General features: G+C 38.8%; 19 protein-coding genes and 1 riboswitch. Of the genes, 18 read left to right on the forward strand and 1 reads right to left on the reverse strand.

Going from position 1 to position 18,844, the window contains the following annotated elements; genetic code table 11:
- The first annotated feature begins 1 nt into the window (after position 1).
- The 17 genes from V6C17_RS14645 (at position 2) to rimI (ending at position 17,318) form a co-directional block, all read left to right on the forward strand.
- Positions 2 to 751: a flagellar motor protein MotB gene (locus V6C17_RS14645; protein WP_333523321.1), complete on the forward strand. Its 750-nt coding sequence runs from the start codon at positions 2 to 4 to the stop codon at positions 749 to 751.
- 130 nt (positions 752 to 881) lie between these two features.
- Positions 882 to 3,584: a response regulator gene (locus V6C17_RS14650; protein WP_333523322.1), complete on the forward strand. Its 2,703-nt coding sequence runs from the start codon at positions 882 to 884 to the stop codon at positions 3,582 to 3,584.
- 8 nt (positions 3,585 to 3,592) lie between these two features.
- Positions 3,593 to 4,447 (forward strand): CheR family methyltransferase, encoded by an 855-nt coding sequence (locus tag V6C17_RS14655; RefSeq protein WP_333523323.1) that lies wholly within the window; start codon positions 3,593 to 3,595, stop codon positions 4,445 to 4,447.
- A 27-nt stretch (positions 4,448 to 4,474) separates the two neighbouring features.
- Positions 4,475 to 6,466: a PAS domain S-box protein gene (locus V6C17_RS14660; protein WP_333523324.1), complete on the forward strand. Its 1,992-nt coding sequence runs from the start codon at positions 4,475 to 4,477 to the stop codon at positions 6,464 to 6,466.
- A gap of 92 nt (positions 6,467 to 6,558) precedes the next feature.
- Positions 6,559 to 6,939, forward strand: coding sequence for a holo-ACP synthase (gene acpS, locus V6C17_RS14665; RefSeq protein ID WP_333523325.1), 381 nt, complete (start codon positions 6,559 to 6,561; stop codon positions 6,937 to 6,939).
- A complete protein-coding gene (locus V6C17_RS14670; RefSeq protein ID WP_333523326.1) occupies positions 6,936 to 8,486 on the forward strand; it encodes an NAD(P)H-hydrate dehydratase in 1,551 nt (516 codons plus the stop codon). Before acpS ends, V6C17_RS14670 begins: the two co-directional genes overlap by 4 nt.
- 97 nt (positions 8,487 to 8,583) lie before the next feature.
- Complete coding sequence (locus V6C17_RS14675) at positions 8,584 to 8,856, forward strand: CopG family ribbon-helix-helix protein (protein ID WP_333523327.1); 273 nt, start codon at positions 8,584 to 8,586, stop codon at positions 8,854 to 8,856.
- A 3-nt stretch (positions 8,857 to 8,859) separates the two neighbouring features.
- Positions 8,860 to 9,210: a type II toxin-antitoxin system PemK/MazF family toxin gene (locus tag V6C17_RS14680; RefSeq protein WP_333523328.1), complete on the forward strand. Its 351-nt coding sequence runs from the start codon at positions 8,860 to 8,862 to the stop codon at positions 9,208 to 9,210.
- Positions 9,211 to 9,454: 244 nt separating this feature from the next.
- On the forward strand, positions 9,455 to 10,339 hold the full coding sequence (locus tag V6C17_RS14685) for a ComEC/Rec2 family competence protein (RefSeq protein WP_333523329.1): 885 nt from the start codon (positions 9,455 to 9,457) through the stop codon (positions 10,337 to 10,339).
- A 3-nt stretch (positions 10,340 to 10,342) separates the two neighbouring features.
- On the forward strand, positions 10,343 to 10,567 hold the full coding sequence (locus V6C17_RS14690; RefSeq protein ID WP_333523330.1) for a DUF3006 domain-containing protein: 225 nt from the start codon (positions 10,343 to 10,345) through the stop codon (positions 10,565 to 10,567).
- Between the two features lie 258 nt (positions 10,568 to 10,825).
- Positions 10,826 to 12,352: an N-acetylmuramoyl-L-alanine amidase gene (locus tag V6C17_RS14695; RefSeq protein WP_333523331.1), complete on the forward strand. Its 1,527-nt coding sequence runs from the start codon at positions 10,826 to 10,828 to the stop codon at positions 12,350 to 12,352.
- The gene (locus tag V6C17_RS14700; RefSeq protein WP_333523332.1) at positions 12,352 to 12,921 is read left to right on the forward strand and encodes a GerMN domain-containing protein; all 570 of its coding nucleotides are present in this window, start codon (positions 12,352 to 12,354) and stop codon (positions 12,919 to 12,921) included. The genes V6C17_RS14695 and V6C17_RS14700 overlap by 1 nt, the downstream gene beginning before the upstream one ends.
- Positions 12,922 to 12,979: 58 nt before the next feature.
- Positions 12,980 to 13,079, forward strand: a riboswitch (TPP riboswitch).
- Positions 13,080 to 13,262: 183 nt separating this feature from the next.
- Positions 13,263 to 14,564, forward strand: coding sequence for a phosphomethylpyrimidine synthase ThiC (gene thiC, locus V6C17_RS14705; RefSeq protein ID WP_333523333.1), 1,302 nt, complete (start codon positions 13,263 to 13,265; stop codon positions 14,562 to 14,564).
- 145 nt (positions 14,565 to 14,709) lie between these two features.
- The gene (gene thiL / locus V6C17_RS14710) at positions 14,710 to 15,702 is read left to right on the forward strand and encodes a thiamine-phosphate kinase (RefSeq protein ID WP_333523334.1); all 993 of its coding nucleotides are present in this window, start codon (positions 14,710 to 14,712) and stop codon (positions 15,700 to 15,702) included.
- A gap of 11 nt (positions 15,703 to 15,713) precedes the next feature.
- On the forward strand, positions 15,714 to 16,211 hold the full coding sequence (gene tsaE, locus V6C17_RS14715; protein WP_333523335.1) for a tRNA (adenosine(37)-N6)-threonylcarbamoyltransferase complex ATPase subunit type 1 TsaE: 498 nt from the start codon (positions 15,714 to 15,716) through the stop codon (positions 16,209 to 16,211).
- The gene (gene tsaB, locus V6C17_RS14720) at positions 16,171 to 16,878 is read left to right on the forward strand and encodes a tRNA (adenosine(37)-N6)-threonylcarbamoyltransferase complex dimerization subunit type 1 TsaB (protein WP_333523336.1); all 708 of its coding nucleotides are present in this window, start codon (positions 16,171 to 16,173) and stop codon (positions 16,876 to 16,878) included. Before tsaE ends, tsaB begins: the two co-directional genes overlap by 41 nt.
- Complete coding sequence (gene rimI / locus V6C17_RS14725; RefSeq protein WP_333523337.1) at positions 16,875 to 17,318, forward strand: ribosomal protein S18-alanine N-acetyltransferase; 444 nt, start codon at positions 16,875 to 16,877, stop codon at positions 17,316 to 17,318. The genes tsaB and rimI overlap by 4 nt, the downstream gene beginning before the upstream one ends.
- Positions 17,319 to 17,451: 133 nt before the next feature.
- On the opposite strand, the gene V6C17_RS14730 is transcribed toward rimI, so the two are convergent.
- Positions 17,452 to 17,652: an alpha/beta-type small acid-soluble spore protein gene (locus V6C17_RS14730; protein WP_333523338.1), complete on the reverse strand. Its 201-nt coding sequence runs from the start codon at positions 17,650 to 17,652 to the stop codon at positions 17,452 to 17,454.
- 107 nt (positions 17,653 to 17,759) lie between these two features.
- Between V6C17_RS14730 and tsaD the strand changes: the two genes are divergently transcribed.
- Positions 17,760 to 18,800: a tRNA (adenosine(37)-N6)-threonylcarbamoyltransferase complex transferase subunit TsaD gene (gene tsaD, locus V6C17_RS14735; protein WP_333523339.1), complete on the forward strand. Its 1,041-nt coding sequence runs from the start codon at positions 17,760 to 17,762 to the stop codon at positions 18,798 to 18,800.
- The last annotated feature ends 44 nt before the right edge of the window (positions 18,801 to 18,844 follow it).

Raw genomic sequence — 18,844 nt, forward strand, 5'->3', positions numbered from 1 at the left:
TATGGCTAGGAAAAAACACCATGCTAAACATCATGAAGAACATATAGATGAAACCTGGCTTATTCCATATGCGGATTTGCTTACTCTCCTATTGGCATTATTTATTGTGCTCTTTGCCTCTGCTCAGGTAGACCAAAAGAAGTTTGACCAAATAGCAGATGCTTTTAGCGCGGCTTTTTCTGCTGGCAGCCCTGCACTTTTAGATAGTACTAGAACGCGGCCGCAAGTGACAGAAGGCCCGCCGCAGGAAGCTAAATCAAATGACAAACAGGTAGCTTATTTACAAGAGAATGCTCAATTGATGGAAGTCAAAAAGATAATTGACCAATATATTCAAGAAGGAAATCTTTCAGGAGATTTGCAAACAGCACTTACCGAAGACGGTTTATTAATAAGGATTAAGGATTCGGCGCTTTTTTCATCAGGAAGTGCTGAACTTCTGCCAGAATCACGCCGATTAGGCTCAGTTATAGCTAAAATGATTGTTCCATTGCAGCAGAAGATTGTTATATCAGGCCATACTGATAACGTACCTATAAATACTCGTGAGTTCCCATCAAACTGGGATTTAAGTTCGAAGCGTGCCCTTAATTTTATGAAATTTATCCTTGCCCAAGAAAAACTTCAACCTGAAAGATTTAGTGCCATCGGTCATGGTGAGTACCGACCAGTTGGTTCAAACGATTCAACGGAAGAACGGGCTAAAAATCGCCGAGTCGAAGTACTTATTTCTCGTACGTTTCGTCTATAATATGAAACGACCCGTTTAGGACGGGTCGTTTTTTTCTGACTAATTTTTGGTTTTTTAGGAGGGTAATGGAATAATTTTGTAGAAGATGTATAATGAAGTTTTCATATGTTGAAATATGGAGAAGTGAGAAATGAGAATTAGAACTAAGTTATATTACGGTCTAGGAATAATATTGACAATTATAGTTGCTATTTCCCTTTTTTTTATCCAGATGTTCAACGAGTTAAATGAGAACACTATTCAGATTGTCAATCATCGCTATGAAAAAGTTCGCTTAATTTCATCTTTTCGCTATGAGTTAAATAACTGGTCAAGAGAATTAAGAGGTCTTCCGGTAAATACTAATCCTCAATTAATGGCAGAGAATATAAAAATAGCCCAATCTTATAAAATGAATGCCTACGTAGCTCTTGATGCCTTAGATAGATTCACTACAGACGAAGAATCGCGTAAAGCCGTTACAAAGATAAGAACTGTTCTATCAAACTATGAGAAAATCGGAGAAGCAATAGTTTCGAGTGTGGATAGTGGGGTTAGTTACAGTCAAGTAAGACCAGCACTCTTCGAAGGAGCACAAGTCAGGTCTGACATTATAAGTGAATTAGATAAGCTTCAAAATGCAGAAGAGATTGCAATTAAGAACGAGTTAAATAAGTCGCAAGAAATTCATAATACAGCGGTTAGAATCATTTATATGTGTGTAATAGCTGGTGTTTTACTGGCAATAGGGGTAACTTACTGGATAGTAGAAGCAGTGACTCGTAATCTAAATAAGGTGACAAGCGTAATAAACACTGCTGTATCGGGCAGTATGGAATATATGCCGCGAATTCATATTACAGCAAAAGATGAAATTGGCGAGATTGCAACTGCTTTTAATAAAATGGCAGATGAACTGGATAATCATGCTGAGCTTGAGCAAGAACAGAGCTGGCTTAATTACCAGGTCGCTGAAATTGTGAAGATGTGTCAGACTGCAACTGACTTTGATAGTTTAGCGAAATTGTTCTTACAGAATATTACGCCTGTTGTTGGTGCAAGTTATGGTGTTTTTTATCTTACAGAGGAGATAAATGGCGAGAAATATCTTGTAAATATTTGCTCATTTGCTTCCGATAATCTTGACACACAGTTAATCAAGTATGGTGAGGGTTTAGTTGGGCAATGTGCTGTAAATAAGGAACCCATAATGGTTAAAAACATCCCTGAAGACTACATAAAAATAACTTCTGGACTTGGTAAGGCTAATCCTCAAATGATAATGATTCTGCCTATTGAATTTGAGAATGAGATATTAGGAGTTGTCGAGTTGGCTTCTTTCGGTAGTTTTGGACGGATTGAGCAAAAACTGCTAACAGAAGCCGCCAATTTTGCTGGAGTAACGCTTAGTATTATTAATAGTCGCATGCGTGTAGAAAACCTTTTAAAAGAGTCTCAAATCCAGGCAGAAGAACTTCAGGAGCAGTCCGAAGAACTGCGAACTCAGCAGGAAGAATTAAATGCACAGCAACAAGAACTTATAGCTATTAATGAGCAGCTCGAAGAACAATACAGCCAGGCTGAGATAAAAAGCCGGGAATTGGAGAAGGCCAAAACTGCTCTTGAGGAACATGCCAAGCAATTGTCACAAAGTTCAAAATATAAGTCGGAGTTTTTGGCAAACATGTCCCATGAGCTTCGGACGCCGCTAAATAGTTTATTAATATTAGCTCAGGTACTTACCGAGAATAAAGATGGCAATTTATCACAGAAGCAGATTGAATACGCGAATACTATTCAATCCTCTGGATATGACCTGCTGAATTTAATAAACGATATCTTAGATTTATCTAAAATAGAATCTGGACGGATGGAATTAAATCTTACCGAAGTTAAGGTAGAAGAATTATGTGAAGATATAGGCAATTCCTTTAAAATAATTGCACGTCGTAAAGGGCTTGAATTCATTACTGATATTAATACAGATACTCCTACGTTAATCTATACTGATGAGCATCGCCTTAAACAGGTCTTAAAAAATCTGCTTTCTAATGCTTTAAAATTTACTGAAAGTGGTAGTATACGATTGGAATTTAAACCGACTAGTATTGATTTACTGCCTTCTGTAAAAGGTGAACGAAACATTGAAAATGTAGTTGCTATTTCTGTTATTGATACTGGTATTGGGATTGCAAGTGATAAACAGGATATTATTTTTAAAGCGTTTAGGCAGGCTGACGGCACAACAAGCCGCAAATACGGCGGCACTGGCTTAGGCTTAACTATCAGTAGAGATATAGCTAAACTTATCGGTGGATTTATTGACGTGAAAAGCTCGCTAGGTCAGGGAAGTAATTTTACTCTATATATACCAAACTATGCCAAAGAAACTCATGTCGCAGTTGTCCATGAGGCTGCAGCAAGCCTAACTGAGACAAGTTCAATAGAATTTGACGATTTCTACACTCAGCAAGAGGTTCTTGAAGGTAAAAAAGTGTTAATTATTGATGATGATATGCGCAACTTATTTGCACTTACTACTGCCTTAGAGAACCAGAAGATGGAGGTTTTAGTTTCAGAAAATGGCCAAGAGGGAATTGAAATATTAAAGGTCCAGCCTCATATTGACATAATTTTAATGGATGTAATGATGCCTGAGATGGATGGATATACAGCAATACAAATTATCCGTGATATCCCTAAATTTAAAGATATTCCGATTATTGCGCTTACCGCAAAGGCTATGAAGAATGATCGGGAATATTGCCTGCAGGCTGGGGCTTCTGACTACATAAGTAAACCCATTAACTTGGAACAACTTTTGTCACTAATGCGTGTTTGGCTGTACAGATAGGTGCAAACGTGGAATTTAAATTAAATGAAGCTTTAAAATGTGAAATAGAAAAAACTGAAATTGACCTTTTGCTTGAGGCTATTTATCGTGTATATGGTTTGGAGTTTCGTAATTACTCACAGCAGTTTATTAGAAGACGTATTTTTCGGCGGATGATGGCAGAACGCCTTAACTCTATATCAGGTCTGCAGGAGAAAGTGCTGCACAATCCTGAGGTAATGGAAAAATTGTTTTCGGATTTATCTATTAATGTGACCGAAATGTTTAGAAATCCAGATTTTTTTAGGTCCTTGAGAACTAAAGTTGTTCCTAAGCTTCGGGAATATCCCTTTATTAGAATATGGCACGCGGGCTGTTCAAGTGGCGAAGAGGCTTACTCAATGGCCATTCTCTTGCATGAAGAAGGGCTCTACCATAAGACCAAGATTTATGCGACCGATATTTGTGACAAGGCTTTGAATAAAGCTAGACAAGGAATTATCAAATTAGAGAAAATGCAGGAATATACAAAAAACTACCATAAAGCGGGGGGGAATTGTGAGTTTTCAGAGTACTATTCGGTAAAAAATAGTGAGGTGTTTTTCTCTCAAGACTTAAAGAAGAACATTATATTTGCTCAGCATAATTTAGCTACAGATCATTCTTTTAACGAATTTCACGTAATAATATGTCGTAATGTTACTATTTATTTTAACAAGACACTGCAGGAACGAGTTTATAACTTGTTCAATCAAAGTTTAGGGAAAAATGGCATTTTGGGGTTAGGGGATAAAGAAGTTTTGAAGTATTCAAGTATCTCTAACTCTTATGCTGAGCTTGATGCTGAGCAAAGAATATATAAGAAAATTAGCTTTACCGAGTAATAAAATTAACAAAGGGATGTTGCGATAGTGACTAAGCAAAAGGTTAATATTTTAATGGTTGATGACCATCCTGAAAATATATTGGCTTTAGAAGCAGTTTTAGCGTCTGAAGAATATAACTTAATTAGTGCGGATTCAGGAGAGCAGGCATTAAGGTATGTATTACAAGAAGATTTTGCTGTCATTTTATTAGATGTGCAAATGCCTGGACTTAATGGCTTTGAAACAGCCAAGCTTATCAAAGCAAGGGAGAAATCTAGGCATATACCGATAGTTTTTATTACAGCTATTAATCACCCACCTGACTATATAAGTGAGGGATATTCAGTAGGGGCGATTGATTATATAGTAAAGCCATTTCAGCCCAATTCTTTACGTTCGAAAGTAGATCAGTTTGTTAAACTTCATAGAAAATATAAAGAAGCCAAGCAAGATAGTCAGCTGCTTGATACAAAAACAATCGAGTTAGAACAAACCAGTGCGCGTCTTGATAGTATAAAGCTGGATCTTAGAAAAACTCGAGCTCTTGCAAAGCTTATTGCAGATATTGCATTAGACACAATTATAACTTTTAATTCAGCAGGTTATATACTGACTGTCAATCCAGCAATTGAAAAAATGTTTGGCTATAAAGCCGCCGATTTAGCTGGTGATCGAGTTGAAAAACTCTTTTTACAGTCAAATCAGCCAAGAAGCTCTGAAGTTTTGATTGCTGGTCAATCAATAAGTCTTTTGGCTGATAAAATAAGTGAAGTTATTGCAGTGCGTAAAAGCGGAGTAACTTTCCCTGCGGATATCCAAATACGTCAAGCTAACTTTGAAAATGACTGTATTTATGTTTGCTCTATAAGAGATATAAGTGAAAGAAAGCTTCAGTATGAAAACTTAGAACGACTTGTTGAAGCTAGGACGTTAGAATTGCTTTCCGCCAATACAAAACTGCAGCATGAGATAGAAGAGCGAAAAATTGTAGCTGATAATCTAAGATTGTCGCAGGAACGTTTTCGGAAGATATTTGAGTCTAGCCCTAGTTTGATGGCGATAGCTTCATGTAAAGATGGAAGATATATTGACGTAAATGAAAGCTGGGTGGCATTTACTGGCTATAGCCGGCAAGAGGTTCTAGATCAAGTTGAAAATAAGCTGAATATAACATTTGTCTCGGGTCAACCTGATTTGGTAGATATAAGCTGTAACAACTCTTTACGAAATGCCAGAATTCGGTATTATACTAAGGCGGGACAAGTGAGAGAAGCACTTTTGTCACTAGAGAGCTTTGAGATAAGCGGCGAACAATGCCAGCTGTTAGTAGTTACTGATATAACGGAGCGAGTTTTTCTCGAAAATAAGATGGCCCGTTTTGACCGAATGAATTTAATAGGCGAAATGGCAGCTGGCATAGCTCATGAAATCAGAAATCCTATGACTACGGTACGTGGTTTTTTGCAGATGACTAAACAGCGAGGAAAACTCTCGCCATCACATATAGACCTAATGATTGAGGAATTAGATAGGGCAAACGCGATTATTACCGAATATCTTAGCTTAGCAAAAGATAAACCAACCGATAGAAGGCTTCAATCCTTAAACCAAGTGGTCGAAAACATTCTTCCGCTAATTCAAGCAGAAGCCATACGTTCGGATAAATTTGTTATATTTGACTCGAAGCCTTGCCCAATGCTCTACCTTGATGAAAAAGAAATCCGTCAGCTTGTTTTGAACTTGGCATTAAATGGCTTGGAAGCTATGAGTACAGGCGGTATTTTGGAGATAAAAACATATATAGAAAACAAAACTGTTATACTAGCAGTACAAGATCAGGGAATAGGTATGAAGCCTGAGTTGTTAGATAAAGTTGGAACCCCATTTTTTACTACAAAAGAACAAGGAACAGGCTTGGGGGTTGCAGTTTGTTATAGCGTAGCAGCCCGGCATGATGCTAATATAGAATATGAATCCTGTGAGTTTGGAACGACAGTATTTGTTCGGTTTCGTTTATCAACAGATGCTGATAATTAGGTTCGACCTAAAACCAAAGAGTCACTTAGACTCTTTGGTTTTAATATGTCATAGCTCAAATCAACAGTAATGTTTAATTTTGAGGTGGTAATGTGATAATTGGTACAGGAATAGATATCATTGAAATTGATAGAATAGAAAAGGCTATACAGAGGGACAAGTTTGTTAAAAGGGTTTTTACCGTTAAGGAACAGGAGTACTGTAACAGCAGGGGTATCCAGCGTGCAGCCTCTTATGCGGCTCGTTTCGCTGGCAAGGAAGCCATCTTAAAGGCTTTTGGCACTGGTCTTGTCGGCGGTGAATTGTTGGATATTGAAATTTTACCAAATGACAAAGGGTGCCCTAAGGTGTCGCTTACAGGTTTTTTTAGTGAGTATGCAGCTTTACTAGAGGTTTCAGATATACATATCACCTTAACTCATGCACGTCTATATGCTGCGGCAAATGTAATACTTTGGGGAGGAAAAAAATGAAGATAGCTACAGCTTCTGAAATGCGGGAGATTGATCATAAAGCAATAAATGAATTTGGAATTCCAGAAATTGTTTTAATGGAAAACGCCGGAGTAGAAGTAGTTAAGACTATTGAAACTATGATAGGTTCACTAGCAAATAAGAAAATTTGCGTTTTCGTGGGGAAGGGCAATAATGGTGGAGACGGTTTAGTTGCTTCTAGGCACTTAAGTAATCAAGGTGCAAAGGTGAAAGTTTTCCTACTTGGCGGTATAAATGAACTGCAAGGGGCAGCTAAAATAAATTATGATATTTTATGTAAAATGGGAATTGATATTGTCGAAGTCGCTAATGAAAGAGACTGGGATAAAATGAAAATTGCCAGTGCATTTGCTGACTGTTTAGTTGACTCTTTACTTGGTCTAGGTTACAAAGGCGAATTAAGTTCGAGTATGAAAAAAACAATTGGTATCATAAATGAAGCCCATAAGCCAGTAGTAGCTGTTGATATACCATCTGGTGTCAACGCTGATACAGGTCAAATAGCTACATCCGCTGTTAAAGCTAGTTACACTATGACTTTCGGACTTCCAAAACCGGGTTTACTCCTATATCCTGGGGCTTCGTTCGCTGGTGAAATCTTAGTATCAGACATTGGTATACCAAACTGCTTACTGACAGATGTTAATATTAGGCAGAACCTTATTACTGTTAGTGATGTGCGAGCCAAGATGATAAAAAGACTACCAGATGCTCATAAAGGTAATTGCGGGAAGGTTTTAGTGCTCGCTGGTTCGAAGGGACTTACTGGAGCTGCAGTTCTTACTTCCACAGCAGCATTAAGATCGGGTGCTGGATTAGTAACTTTAGCAGTTGCAGAAACTCTGCATGATATATTAGAAACAAAGTTAACGGAAGTTATGACTGTACCTCTGCCGGATTTAGGCAATGGCTCAATCGGCAAAGAGGCTTTAGAAAGTATATTAGAGATTGCTAAGAAGTGTGACGTACTAGCAATCGGGCCTGGATTAGGAACGCATGAAGAGACTAAGACGCTTGTTCAAGAGATAATTTTACAATCGGATATACCTCTTATTATTGATGCTGATGCAATAACTGCAATTGCTTCATGTGGCGACATATTAACTAAGGCCAGTGCATTACCAGTGATAACACCTCATCCAGGTGAAATGTCTCGACTTATAGGATTATCGCCAGATGAAGTGAATCAAGATCGTATATATGTAGCTAGGCAGGCTGCAGAACTTTTTGGAAGTATTGTTGTACTTAAAGGCGCCCGGAGTATAGTGGCATTTCCTGATGGAGAGGTATATATTAATATTAGCGGTAATGCCGGTATGGCAACAGGTGGAACTGGGGACGTATTGACAGGCATAATAAGCGCTATGGTCGCCCAAGGTTTAGATAGTCATACAGCTGCAATTATTGGTGTATATATACACGGTTTGGCGGGTGATATTGCTGCTAAATCGGGTATGATTGGGTTATTAGCAGGTGATATAATAAATTCTATACCTTCGGCGCTACATGGAGCTGTAGAAGAGTGATATACTATTATATATAAAAAAGTTTGACATTAATATATAAAAAACATATAATTTTTATTAGAGAGAGTGTGTGTGTGCAATCTGCGGGGGTGAAGGCGTGGCAGGGTTAAAAAGGATTATGATTTCTATCCCAAATAGCTTGTTGCAGGAAGTAGATGGTATTATTGCCATGGAGAAGCTTAGCCGCAGCCAATTTGTGCGAGATGCGATGCGTGTATATATTGAAGATCGCAGACGTAAAGCAATACGGGATAACATGAGAAAAGGATATCAGGAGATGGCCATTATCAATCTGGCATTAGCGGAAGAAGGATTGCATGCTGATGCAGACTTTATTGAGATGCCCAGCTTCCTGGCGGAGCGTGAATAACAAATGGTGGTTAAACGCGGGGACATTTATTATGCCAACCTAAGTCCGGTTGTTGGGTCAGAGCAGGGCGGTCTTAGGCCTGTTTTGGTCGTTCAGAACGATGTAGGCAATAAATATAGTCCTACTGTTATTGTTGCAGCCATAACATCGCAAATTTCTAAGGCGAAACTGCCAACTCATGTAGAAATCAATGCTAAAGAATGCAACTTAGAGAAGGACTCAGTTATTCTGTTTGAACAAATGCGTACGATCGATAAGCGACGGCTTAAAGAGAAGGTTACGCACCTTAATGATGACGTTATGACTAAAGTCGACGAAGCTATTAAAATTAGCTTAGGTTTAATACAAATTTAATTTATTACTTCATAGGCAGAATAACTGCCTATTTTTTTTATTCTGGCAGAAAGCTGAAATTTCTCAAAAACAGGATAACTGCGACGGTTACTTCAACTTTGTTATAGACTCGGAACTCCTTGTTTTTGTTTAGAATTGTATAATAATTAAATTTTGATAGAATAGAGAGTGAGTAGTTTCTAATTTCGCCCAAGTACATCCTAAGGCGAATATAATCTAAATCTGTTTCAATTGGAGGAGAAAAATGAATAGTTTAAATAAAAAGATCAGCCTTGCTACTATAATTATGATGCTGGCAATAATATTTTTGATTGGGTGCGGTAACGTTAGTCAGAGTACAGAACTAGAAAAACCACGTCCAAATCAGCTAATGATTAAGGTTATTGATATTGGTCAAGGTGATGCTGCACTGCTAAGAACTGCCGAACAAACTATTCTTATAGATACGGGTGATATATCCGAGCGGGATAAATTGGTTTCTTTTCTAAAAAAGCAAGATATCAAAGTAATTGATAAAGTAATTATTACACATCCTCATGCCGATCATTTGGGCGGTATGGATGCAGTTTTAGACAACTTTGACGTAAAGCAGGTCTATGACAGTGGCATAACTACAACAACCAAAGTTTATCGTCAATATTTAACAGATATAAAAAAGAAGAATATACCTTTCAAGGTCGTTACAGGCGGGGAGAACATTGATTTTGGCGGCGGAGTAACATTTAATGTATTAGCTCCAGAAAAGCCGTTCATTGAGGAATCTGAGCTAAATAACAACAGTATTGTAGGTAAAGTTGCTTTCGGTAAGGTTTCTATGCTATTCACCGGGGATATTGAAAAAGAGGCAGAGGCTAAATTGATAAAAAACTACTCTCCAAAGTTAAAAGCCACAATACTAAAAAGTCCACACCATGGTAGTGAAACATCCTCTTCTATGGCTTTTTTGCGCGCTGTATCGCCAGAAGTAATAACTATCTCGCTGGGTGCTAATAATGACTACCATCATCCACATGCCAAAGTTTTGAAACGATATAAAGAACTAAAGTCGCAGATTTTGCAAACTGACTTGGCGGGCACTATAACTATAGTAACCGATGGTCAGAGCTATAATATTACGAAGGAGAAATAATAAATGAAAACTACAGCAGTTATTGACCGATTTGAACAAAAAAAAGCTGTATTATTAGTAGGGGAAGAAGAAGTAATAGTGAGTTGGCCAAAGAGCTTTTTGCCAGAAAAAGCAAAAGAGGGCGACTTTATAAAAATTAATATTGATATAGATGTAGAAGCTACTGCTGAGGCCAAGAAAGAGGCTGAGGATCTGCTCAAAGATTTAACCAATATTAGAAAAATCTAGTTAGTTTGTCGAAATATTCTCAAGAATTTCCAACTTAAGTCCTGCAGGAATTTGGCTGTTTGACACGAAAAAGATAAATTTAAGTCATAAAGAAAACACGGCCTGTGTCGAGCTCTGCGAAGGCAAAAATCGATGCTCCACCCCTTATGCAGTAAGAAAGTTATACTTTCTTATCGTATAAAAAATATTAAAATAAGCAATAGGAGGTGTTGGCGTATAAGTACTAGGATAGTTACTTTACTTTTATTAGTTTTCCTAATGATTCCACAGATAGCATTGGCAGGTCTGCCTGAGTTAATTCCTGATGGCAAACCCGCGGTATCGATTCCTATAAATGTAGATAGTAATGGCCAATTTCAGTCTAGTCTTGGAAATAGACTTGAAATGACTAAGTTTAACTACGCTATACATACTGATCAAACTACAAAGGCCCAAATGCTTCGGTTAGTTATTGATGTATCAGGGCCGGTACAAGCTTCTTCAATTATCGGAAATACTAACACTCTAATAGTAAATGTGAAGGGTGCATCAGTTGGTAGTTTGCAAGAGGAATTTAAACTAGATGGAAATATAGCAGATTCAGCAAATATCAAACGGTTAGATGATTCAAACAGCCAGCTGATTGTAAACTTACCTTCGATGATTGCCGAAAGTGATTATCGTGTCTTTACCTTACCAAGTAATGAAGAAGCGAAAAGACCTTTTAGAGTAGTAATTGATATCAATAAGCCAACCGCATTAACTAAACCTCCTGTAAATATAGAGGCGAAGCCTGCTGCAGACTTATCAGCTAAGAAAAATGAAATAACAAAGGTCAATTATGCACTTTCGAATGATGCCCTTACTGGTTCTCAAAAACTTCGTTTAGTATTCGATATTTCAGGACAAGTTCAGGCTACAGCTAGTATGAGTGCAACACCTGATCCTTGCCTTACAGTTAATTTTAAAGGTGCATCTTTAGGGGACTTTAAAGATGCTATGACTTTAGACGGTAAGATAGCCAATGAGGTGAAGTTTTCGGCAATAAATGCTGAAAGCAGTAAAATAATGATTAACCTTCCGGCAATGCTTGAGGACAGCGAATATAAGGTGTTTACGTTGCCTAGCGATCCGAAAGCTAATAGGCCTTTTAGGGTAGTAGTTGATATTAATAAGCCAATTCCTCCTATCGAGTTTAATTTTAAACCCGGACTTAAAGGTAAGGTAATCGTCCTAGATCCTGGTCACGGAGGAAGTGACCCAGGGGCTATAGGCTTAAATAAGCTTAAGGAAAAAGAAGTTACGCTGCCTGTAGCAATAAAAGTTAAGGCTTTATTAGAGAAAGCCGGCGCTAAAGTTATTATGACAAGACAGGATGACCGTGATGTATTTGGGGCTGCTGCTACTGCAGTGGAGGAACTTAGCGCACGTACAAAAGTGGCAAACAGCATAAAAGCTGATCTGTTTTTGAGTATTCATGCCAATGCATTTGCTAATAGGAGCGTTGGTGGCACCTCTACGCATTATTATCAGAAATCAAGATATGATAAAATGCTGGCACAAAATATCCAAACTAGCCTTATTGAGGCCGGCGGTTTAGCAGATCGCGGTATTCAGACAGCAAATTTTTATGTAGTTAAACGTACTTTAATGCCAGCAGCATTACTCGAGTTGGCATTTATATCTAATCCAGAAGAGGAAAAACTATTAGGCTCTCCTACGTTTCAGCAGGAAATTGCCGAGGGTATTGTTGATGGAATAAATAATTTCTTCCGTCAGGCTGCTAGCAGAGGGGGTGCCAAGTAATGAAACTAAGACAAAACTATTTATTACTGCTGCTCCTTTTGATAGCTATGCTAATTACTGGCTGCAGTGAAAGTAATCAGCCTTCTCCAAATGTCCCGCCGGCTGCGAATGATAATTCTGGACAAGCAGATAAAAATTCGGCAGTTCCGGCTCAGAATATGATGAAGATAACAGTTTATCATGCCACGAAAGATGCTTCGAATTTAGTAGCTGAGGCGCATATAGTTCCCAATAATGATCATCCTGCAAAAACTGCTGTTGAGCTTTTAATCAGTGGAACTAAGCAGGCAGAACTGGTTTCCGCTATTCCTGCGGGAACTAAATTGCGCAGTATAAGAATAAAAGACCATACCGCATATGTTGATTTTAATGATAAACTCATAAAAAACAGCAGTGGCGGCTCAGCGGGAGAAATTCTATTAGTGGGAGCGATAGTAAACACTCTTACTGAGTTCCCTGATATTCAGAAGGTTCAAATATTAGTTGATGGCAAAAAAGTAGATACAATTAACGGGCATCTAGATACAAGTGAACCGCTCGGTAGATCAGAAAATATTATTAAAAAATGATTGTATTACCATAGGCAATTTGCTAAAATGGTAATGATAAAGAGTAAATTCATATTATACATTCCACTAGGGGAGCATATAGCTGAGAGGCCGCTTGGCCGACCCTTAGAACCTGATTACTGGCTAATACCAGCGTAGGGAAGTGGCCGAAAAGACTGTAAATATTAACAGCCGTTTAGCCATTCTTGGTTAAGCGGCTCTTATTTTATCCTAACAGAAGCATAGTTTTCTTAAAAGCAGGATAAATGGTAAGTATCGCCTTGCGCTGTTGCTAAGGCTAGACGCAAGCCGTGTTTTCTTTATCAGTAGTAAATCGCAGATTAATTAGGGGGGACTTTTTTATGGCAACTCAAATGCAGCTTGCACGACAAGGAAAAATCACTGATGCGATGCAGATTGTGGCAGAAAAAGAAGGTATAAACGTTGAGGTTATAAGGGAAAGAGTTGCAGAAGGCACAATAGCTATCTGTGCCAATGTAAACCATACCTCACTACAGCCTAGAGGCGTAGGTCTAGGACTTTCGACTAAAGTAAATGCTAATATCGGCACCTCAAGTGCCTTTCCTGATATTGAGCCAGAACTAGCTAAATTAGAAGTTGCTATTAAAGCTGGTGCAGATGCAGTTATGGATCTAAGTACCGGTGATAATATTGATATTTCACGTCGGGCAATTATTGAAAAATCGACTATCATTGTCGGTACTGTGCCTATTTATCAAGCTACAGTAGAAGCTATTAAATCACGTGGCTCTGTTATTGATATGACAGGTGACGATATGCTTCATGCAATCGAGCAGCAAGCTAAAGACGGTGCTGATTTCATGACCATTCATTGTGGTGTAACACAAGGTGTTATTGCTCGCCTGCGTCAACAGGGTAGAGTAACCGACGTAGTAAGCCGTGGCGGTTCCTTTATAACTGGCTGGATGCTGCATAATGGTAAAGAAAACCCACTATATGAGCGTTATGATGAAATTCTCGACATATGTGCTCGCTATGATTCAACAATAAGCTTAGGGGATGGTCTAAGACCAGGGTGCCTAGCTGATGCTACCGATCGTGCTCAATTACAAGAACTTTTGGTTTTAGGGGAATTAGTAGATCGAGCATGGGCTAAAGGTGTTCAAGTTTTAGTCGAAGGCCCTGGTCATGTTCCTTACGACCAAATCGAAGCTAATATTAAATTACAAAAACAAATATGCAAAGGCGCTCCTTTCTATGTTTTAGGACCGCTGGTTACTGACGTTGCACCAGGTTATGATCATATCACATCTGCAATAGGAGGCACGCTTGCAGCAGCCGCAGGTGCTGATTTCCTCTGCTATGTAACACCAGCTGAACATCTAGGGTTACCGACAGTTGATGATGTTCGCGAGGGTATCATGGCGTCTAGGATTGCCGCTCATGCTGCTGATATTGTAAAAGGAGTCAAAGGAGCTCGCGAATGGGATTTAAAAATGGCTAAAGCCCGTAAAGCTCTAGATTGGGATAAGCAAATCGAATTAGCTATTGATCCAGAAAAAGCAGCGCGTTATCGGCAAGAACGAAATCCAGGTGGAGCAGAAGCCTGCTCAATGTGCGGTAATTATTGTGCGATGAAAATTGTTGGTGAATATTTAGGTAAACCAATCGAACAATGCTAAATGGTTACGCAGCCCTAGTGAAAACTAGTGGCTGCTTTTATTTTTTTCGATGTGTGGCATACTACGAATGCAGGAAATACTAGTATAAGCAAGAAAAGAAATTACGTAAAGCTTGTGGAACACGTACATGAATTGGGTGGTATTAATGGAACTAAAACAATTAGGCGAATTCGGTCTTATTGACCTACTAAAAGAGAACACGATTATCGATCCAGCTTCTGTTATTCTTGGTATTGGGGATGATGCTGCAGTTTTGCTGCCGACTCCGCGTCAGTTACAATTATTATCAACCGATATGCTGGTAGAAAACGTTCATTTTGACTTAAACACGACAACACCCTATCAACTTGGTTACAAGGCTATTGCTGTTAATTTAAGCGATATTGCCGCTATGGGGGGGGCTCCAAAGCATTTAGTTATATCAATAGCAATCCCCAATACGATATCAGCGGATTTTGTTTTGAATTTATATAAAGGTATGAAAGAGATATGCCGGCAATTTAAAGTAAATATAGTTGGCGGGGACACTGTAGCCAGCAAAAATGGTCTTGTTATAAATGTTGCAGTAATAGGTGAAGTTGAACCAGCTCAATTACAAAGACGATCTGGCGCTAGGCCTGGTGATTTTGTTGTTGTTACAGGTATGCTTGGAAATTCTGCAGCTGGGTTGGACCTACTTACAAAGGGTAACTGGGAAGAACTTGATTTTGCTTGGCCATTAGTAACTAGCCATCTCACTCCGAAGCCTCAGGTATGCGCTGGAAGAGTTATAGCAGCATATTCTAACAGCATGGATGATATAAGCGACGGATTAGCAAGTGAGGCAAATGAAATAGCTAAAGCTAGCAATGTTGGCCTTAGACTGTTTTCTCAAAAGATCCCAATAGCGACAGAAGTATATCAAGCTGCAGGCTTTCTAAAGCGCCCAGAGTTAGATTATGCTTTATACGGGGGTGAAGATTACCAGTTGATCTTCACAATTGATCCAGATAAATACAGTTTGTTACCTTTAGAAGAGATAGGTGAGACTTTAACAATTATTGGGGATGTTATTGATGGATCAGCTAAAGTTGAGCTTGTCGAATCCTCTGGAAAAGTTGTACAATTAGAGGCTAGAGGATACAATCATTTTAAATAGAAGGTGTTTCGATGTTTATATTTAAAACTTGTTCGCCAGAAGAGACTTTTGATTTTGGCAGACAAATTGCAAAACATACTTCAGATGGCTTTAAAATTTGTCTTAAAGGCGACTTAGGAGCTGGTAAGACACTTTTAGTCCAGGGAATAGCTGCTGAACTTAAGGCGACTGATGATGTTACAAGCCCTACTTTTAGTATTTTAAATATTTATAACGCCAAGTTGACTATTTATCATTTTGATCTATATCGATTAGACAGGACTGAAGAGTTATTTGATATTGGTTTTTATGAATATATTAATTGCGGCGGTCTGACCATTATTGAATGGCCGGATAAATTCATTGAGGAAATGCCTCAAGAGCATTTGTGGATCGAAATAAAACCTGGTGATATAACTACTGAAAGACTTATTGAAGTTAAATCAAATGGTGTTAAGTATCAACAGGTTTGCGAGGAGTTGAAAACTGTTGCCAATTCTTGCTTTAGATACGGCCACCCTTGTGTCTAGCGTAGCTTTAGCTACACAGGATACACTGGTGGCTGAGTTAACAATTCAAACTAAATTAACTCATTCAGAATTGCTAATGCCTCATATATCACAGATTTTGTCTGCTGCGAAACTAAATAAGAGTGATTTAAAAGCAATAGCAGTCAGTATTGGGCCAGGCTCTTTTACAGGACTAAGAATAGGTTTAGCTACGGCAAAAGCAATAGCGTATGCTCTTAATATTCCGCTTGTCGGTGTGCCAACGTTAACAGCGCTTGCTTATAATTGTCCAGTGCCGGAAGTTTATTTGGCGCCTATGCTTGATGCGCAGAAAAATAACGTTTATACGGCGTTATATCGATGGGAAAGTGGAGAACTTCGCGAGCTTCAGCCTGCCCAAGTCGGTATGTTTGACGAAGTGCTTGAGAAACTGACAGTTTTAAATAAACCTGTAATGGTTATGGGTGAGGCTGCAGTAATGAAAAAAGAACACATTATTTCATATGGAGATAATATACTTCTAGCACCTGCTCATTTAATAATTCCAAGAGCAGCAAGTGTAGCTGTTCTTGGTCATAAAATGCTAAATTCCGAATTAAAGAATGACGTAATGACATTAGAACCGTTATATATAAGAAGGTCTGAAGCTGAAGAATTGTGGGAACGACGCAATGGAGTTTGTGGATGAATGAAATAATTATTCGACCGATGTTAGCGGAAGATATTGAGGATGTTTTGGCTGTTGAGGTTCTTTCTTTTTCTACGCCTTGGTCGCAAGACGCGTTTGAATCGGAAATAACTAATAAGCTCGCCTATTATCTTGTGCTTGAAGATAATAGGCAAGTAATAGGGTACGCCGGAATGTGGCTGATTTTAGATGAGGCGCATATTACAAATATAGCTATTATCCCTCAGTACCGCAGAAGTGGCTTGGGCGAGAAACTTCTGCTTGAAATGATACAGAAGGCTAAGCTGCATGGCGCAGCCAGTATGACCTTGGAAGTTAGGGTATCTAACAATGCTGCGCAGTGTTTGTATGAGAAGCTAGGTTTTGAAAAACGTGGTATTAGAAAGCAGTATTATACTGATACGAAAGAAGATGCGCTTATTATGTGGGCGGAATTTTGATGGTATATAATTGGTAACCTGCGTAAAAAAAAGACCGCTTTCGCGGTCAAAGGGTGATTGGTTTTTATAGAATATGCACTATGGCACAAATGTGCTACACAAAAGTTTATGGGCGGCAATGCCGCCCAATCGGTTATTTCAGTGTTGATTCGTACTGCTCAATCATCCGGCGAACCATTTGGCCACCTACACGACCGCAGTCTGCGGAAGTCATTGTAGACCATCCTGATGAACGAACATGTTCCGCAATTCCTAGTTCTGATGCTACTTCGAATTTCATTCGATCTAGAGCGTTTTCACTGGCAGGATTTACAGGTCTATTTGATCTTGCCATTTGAATCCCTCCTTTCGAGTGATTTATTATCACTCTATCTGTAATTTGTGTATTTTCAGTTTTAATAATACGTGTAATTAAATAGCAAAAAGATGGAGGCATCTGCCTTGAATAGTTCATTAAACCAAATCAATAGCAATTATTATACATTAGCATTAGAGACAAGTTGTGATGAAACTTCAGCAGCGGTTGTTCTTAATGGGCGAAAAGTATTATCAAACATTATATCTTCTCAAATTCCGGTGCACCAAAAATTTGGTGGCGTTGTTCCTGAAATAGCATCACGTAAGCATATTGAAAATGTTATACCTGTTGTAGATGAAGCTTTAAGGCAAGCTGAAGTGTCATTAAAGGACATTACGGCAATTGGAGTAACCTACGGACCAGGTTTAGTTGGGGCTTTATTAGTTGGCGTTGCCGCGGCAAAGGCTCTTTCGTTTGCGTCTGATATTCCGTTAATTGGAGTCAACCATCTAGAAGGGCATATTTTTGCTAATTTTTTGTCGCACAGTGAGCTAGAGCCGCCATTTATGGCTCTTGTAGTTTCAGGTGGACATACATCACTAGTTTATGTTAAAGACTATAACAATTTTGAACTAGTTGGTCAGACTCGCGATGATGCGGCTGGTGAAGCTTTTGATAAAGTTGCCCGAGTAATGGGGTTACCTTACCCAGGAGGACCATATATTGATCAGTTGGCTGCGCAAGGTAATCCTTCTGCTATTAGCTTTCCGCGAGCCTTGAGTGAAAAAGGCAGCTTTGAGTTCAGTTTTAGCGGGCTTAAATCAGCAGTTCTAAACTATCTAAATAGCGCGGCACAGCGCGGGGAACAGATCAATCAAGCTGATGTTGCTGCGAGTTTTCAAACTGCAGTAGTAGACGTTTTGGTTTCGAAAGCTCTGCAAGCAGCCGAGCATTATAATGTAAATAAGCTTGTCTTAGCAGGTGGTGTTGCTGCAAATAGTATGCTTAAAAATAGATTGGAAAGCGATTGTACGGCAAGCGGCATTAAGCTATATTATCCAAGCCCAATATTATGTACCGATAATGCGGCAATGATAGCGTGCAGGGCGTATTATCAATACCAAGGTGGCAAAATTGCAGATTTATATCTAAATGCAGTACCTTCGCTCAAAATAGGGCAATAACTGTGGAAAAGTGTCGAATTATAATTTGTGGATACTGTGGATAA

The organism is Dendrosporobacter sp. 1207_IL3150 (assembly GCF_036763085.1).
Taxonomy (GTDB): Bacteria; Bacillota; Negativicutes; order DSM-1736; family Dendrosporobacteraceae; genus JBAIYU01.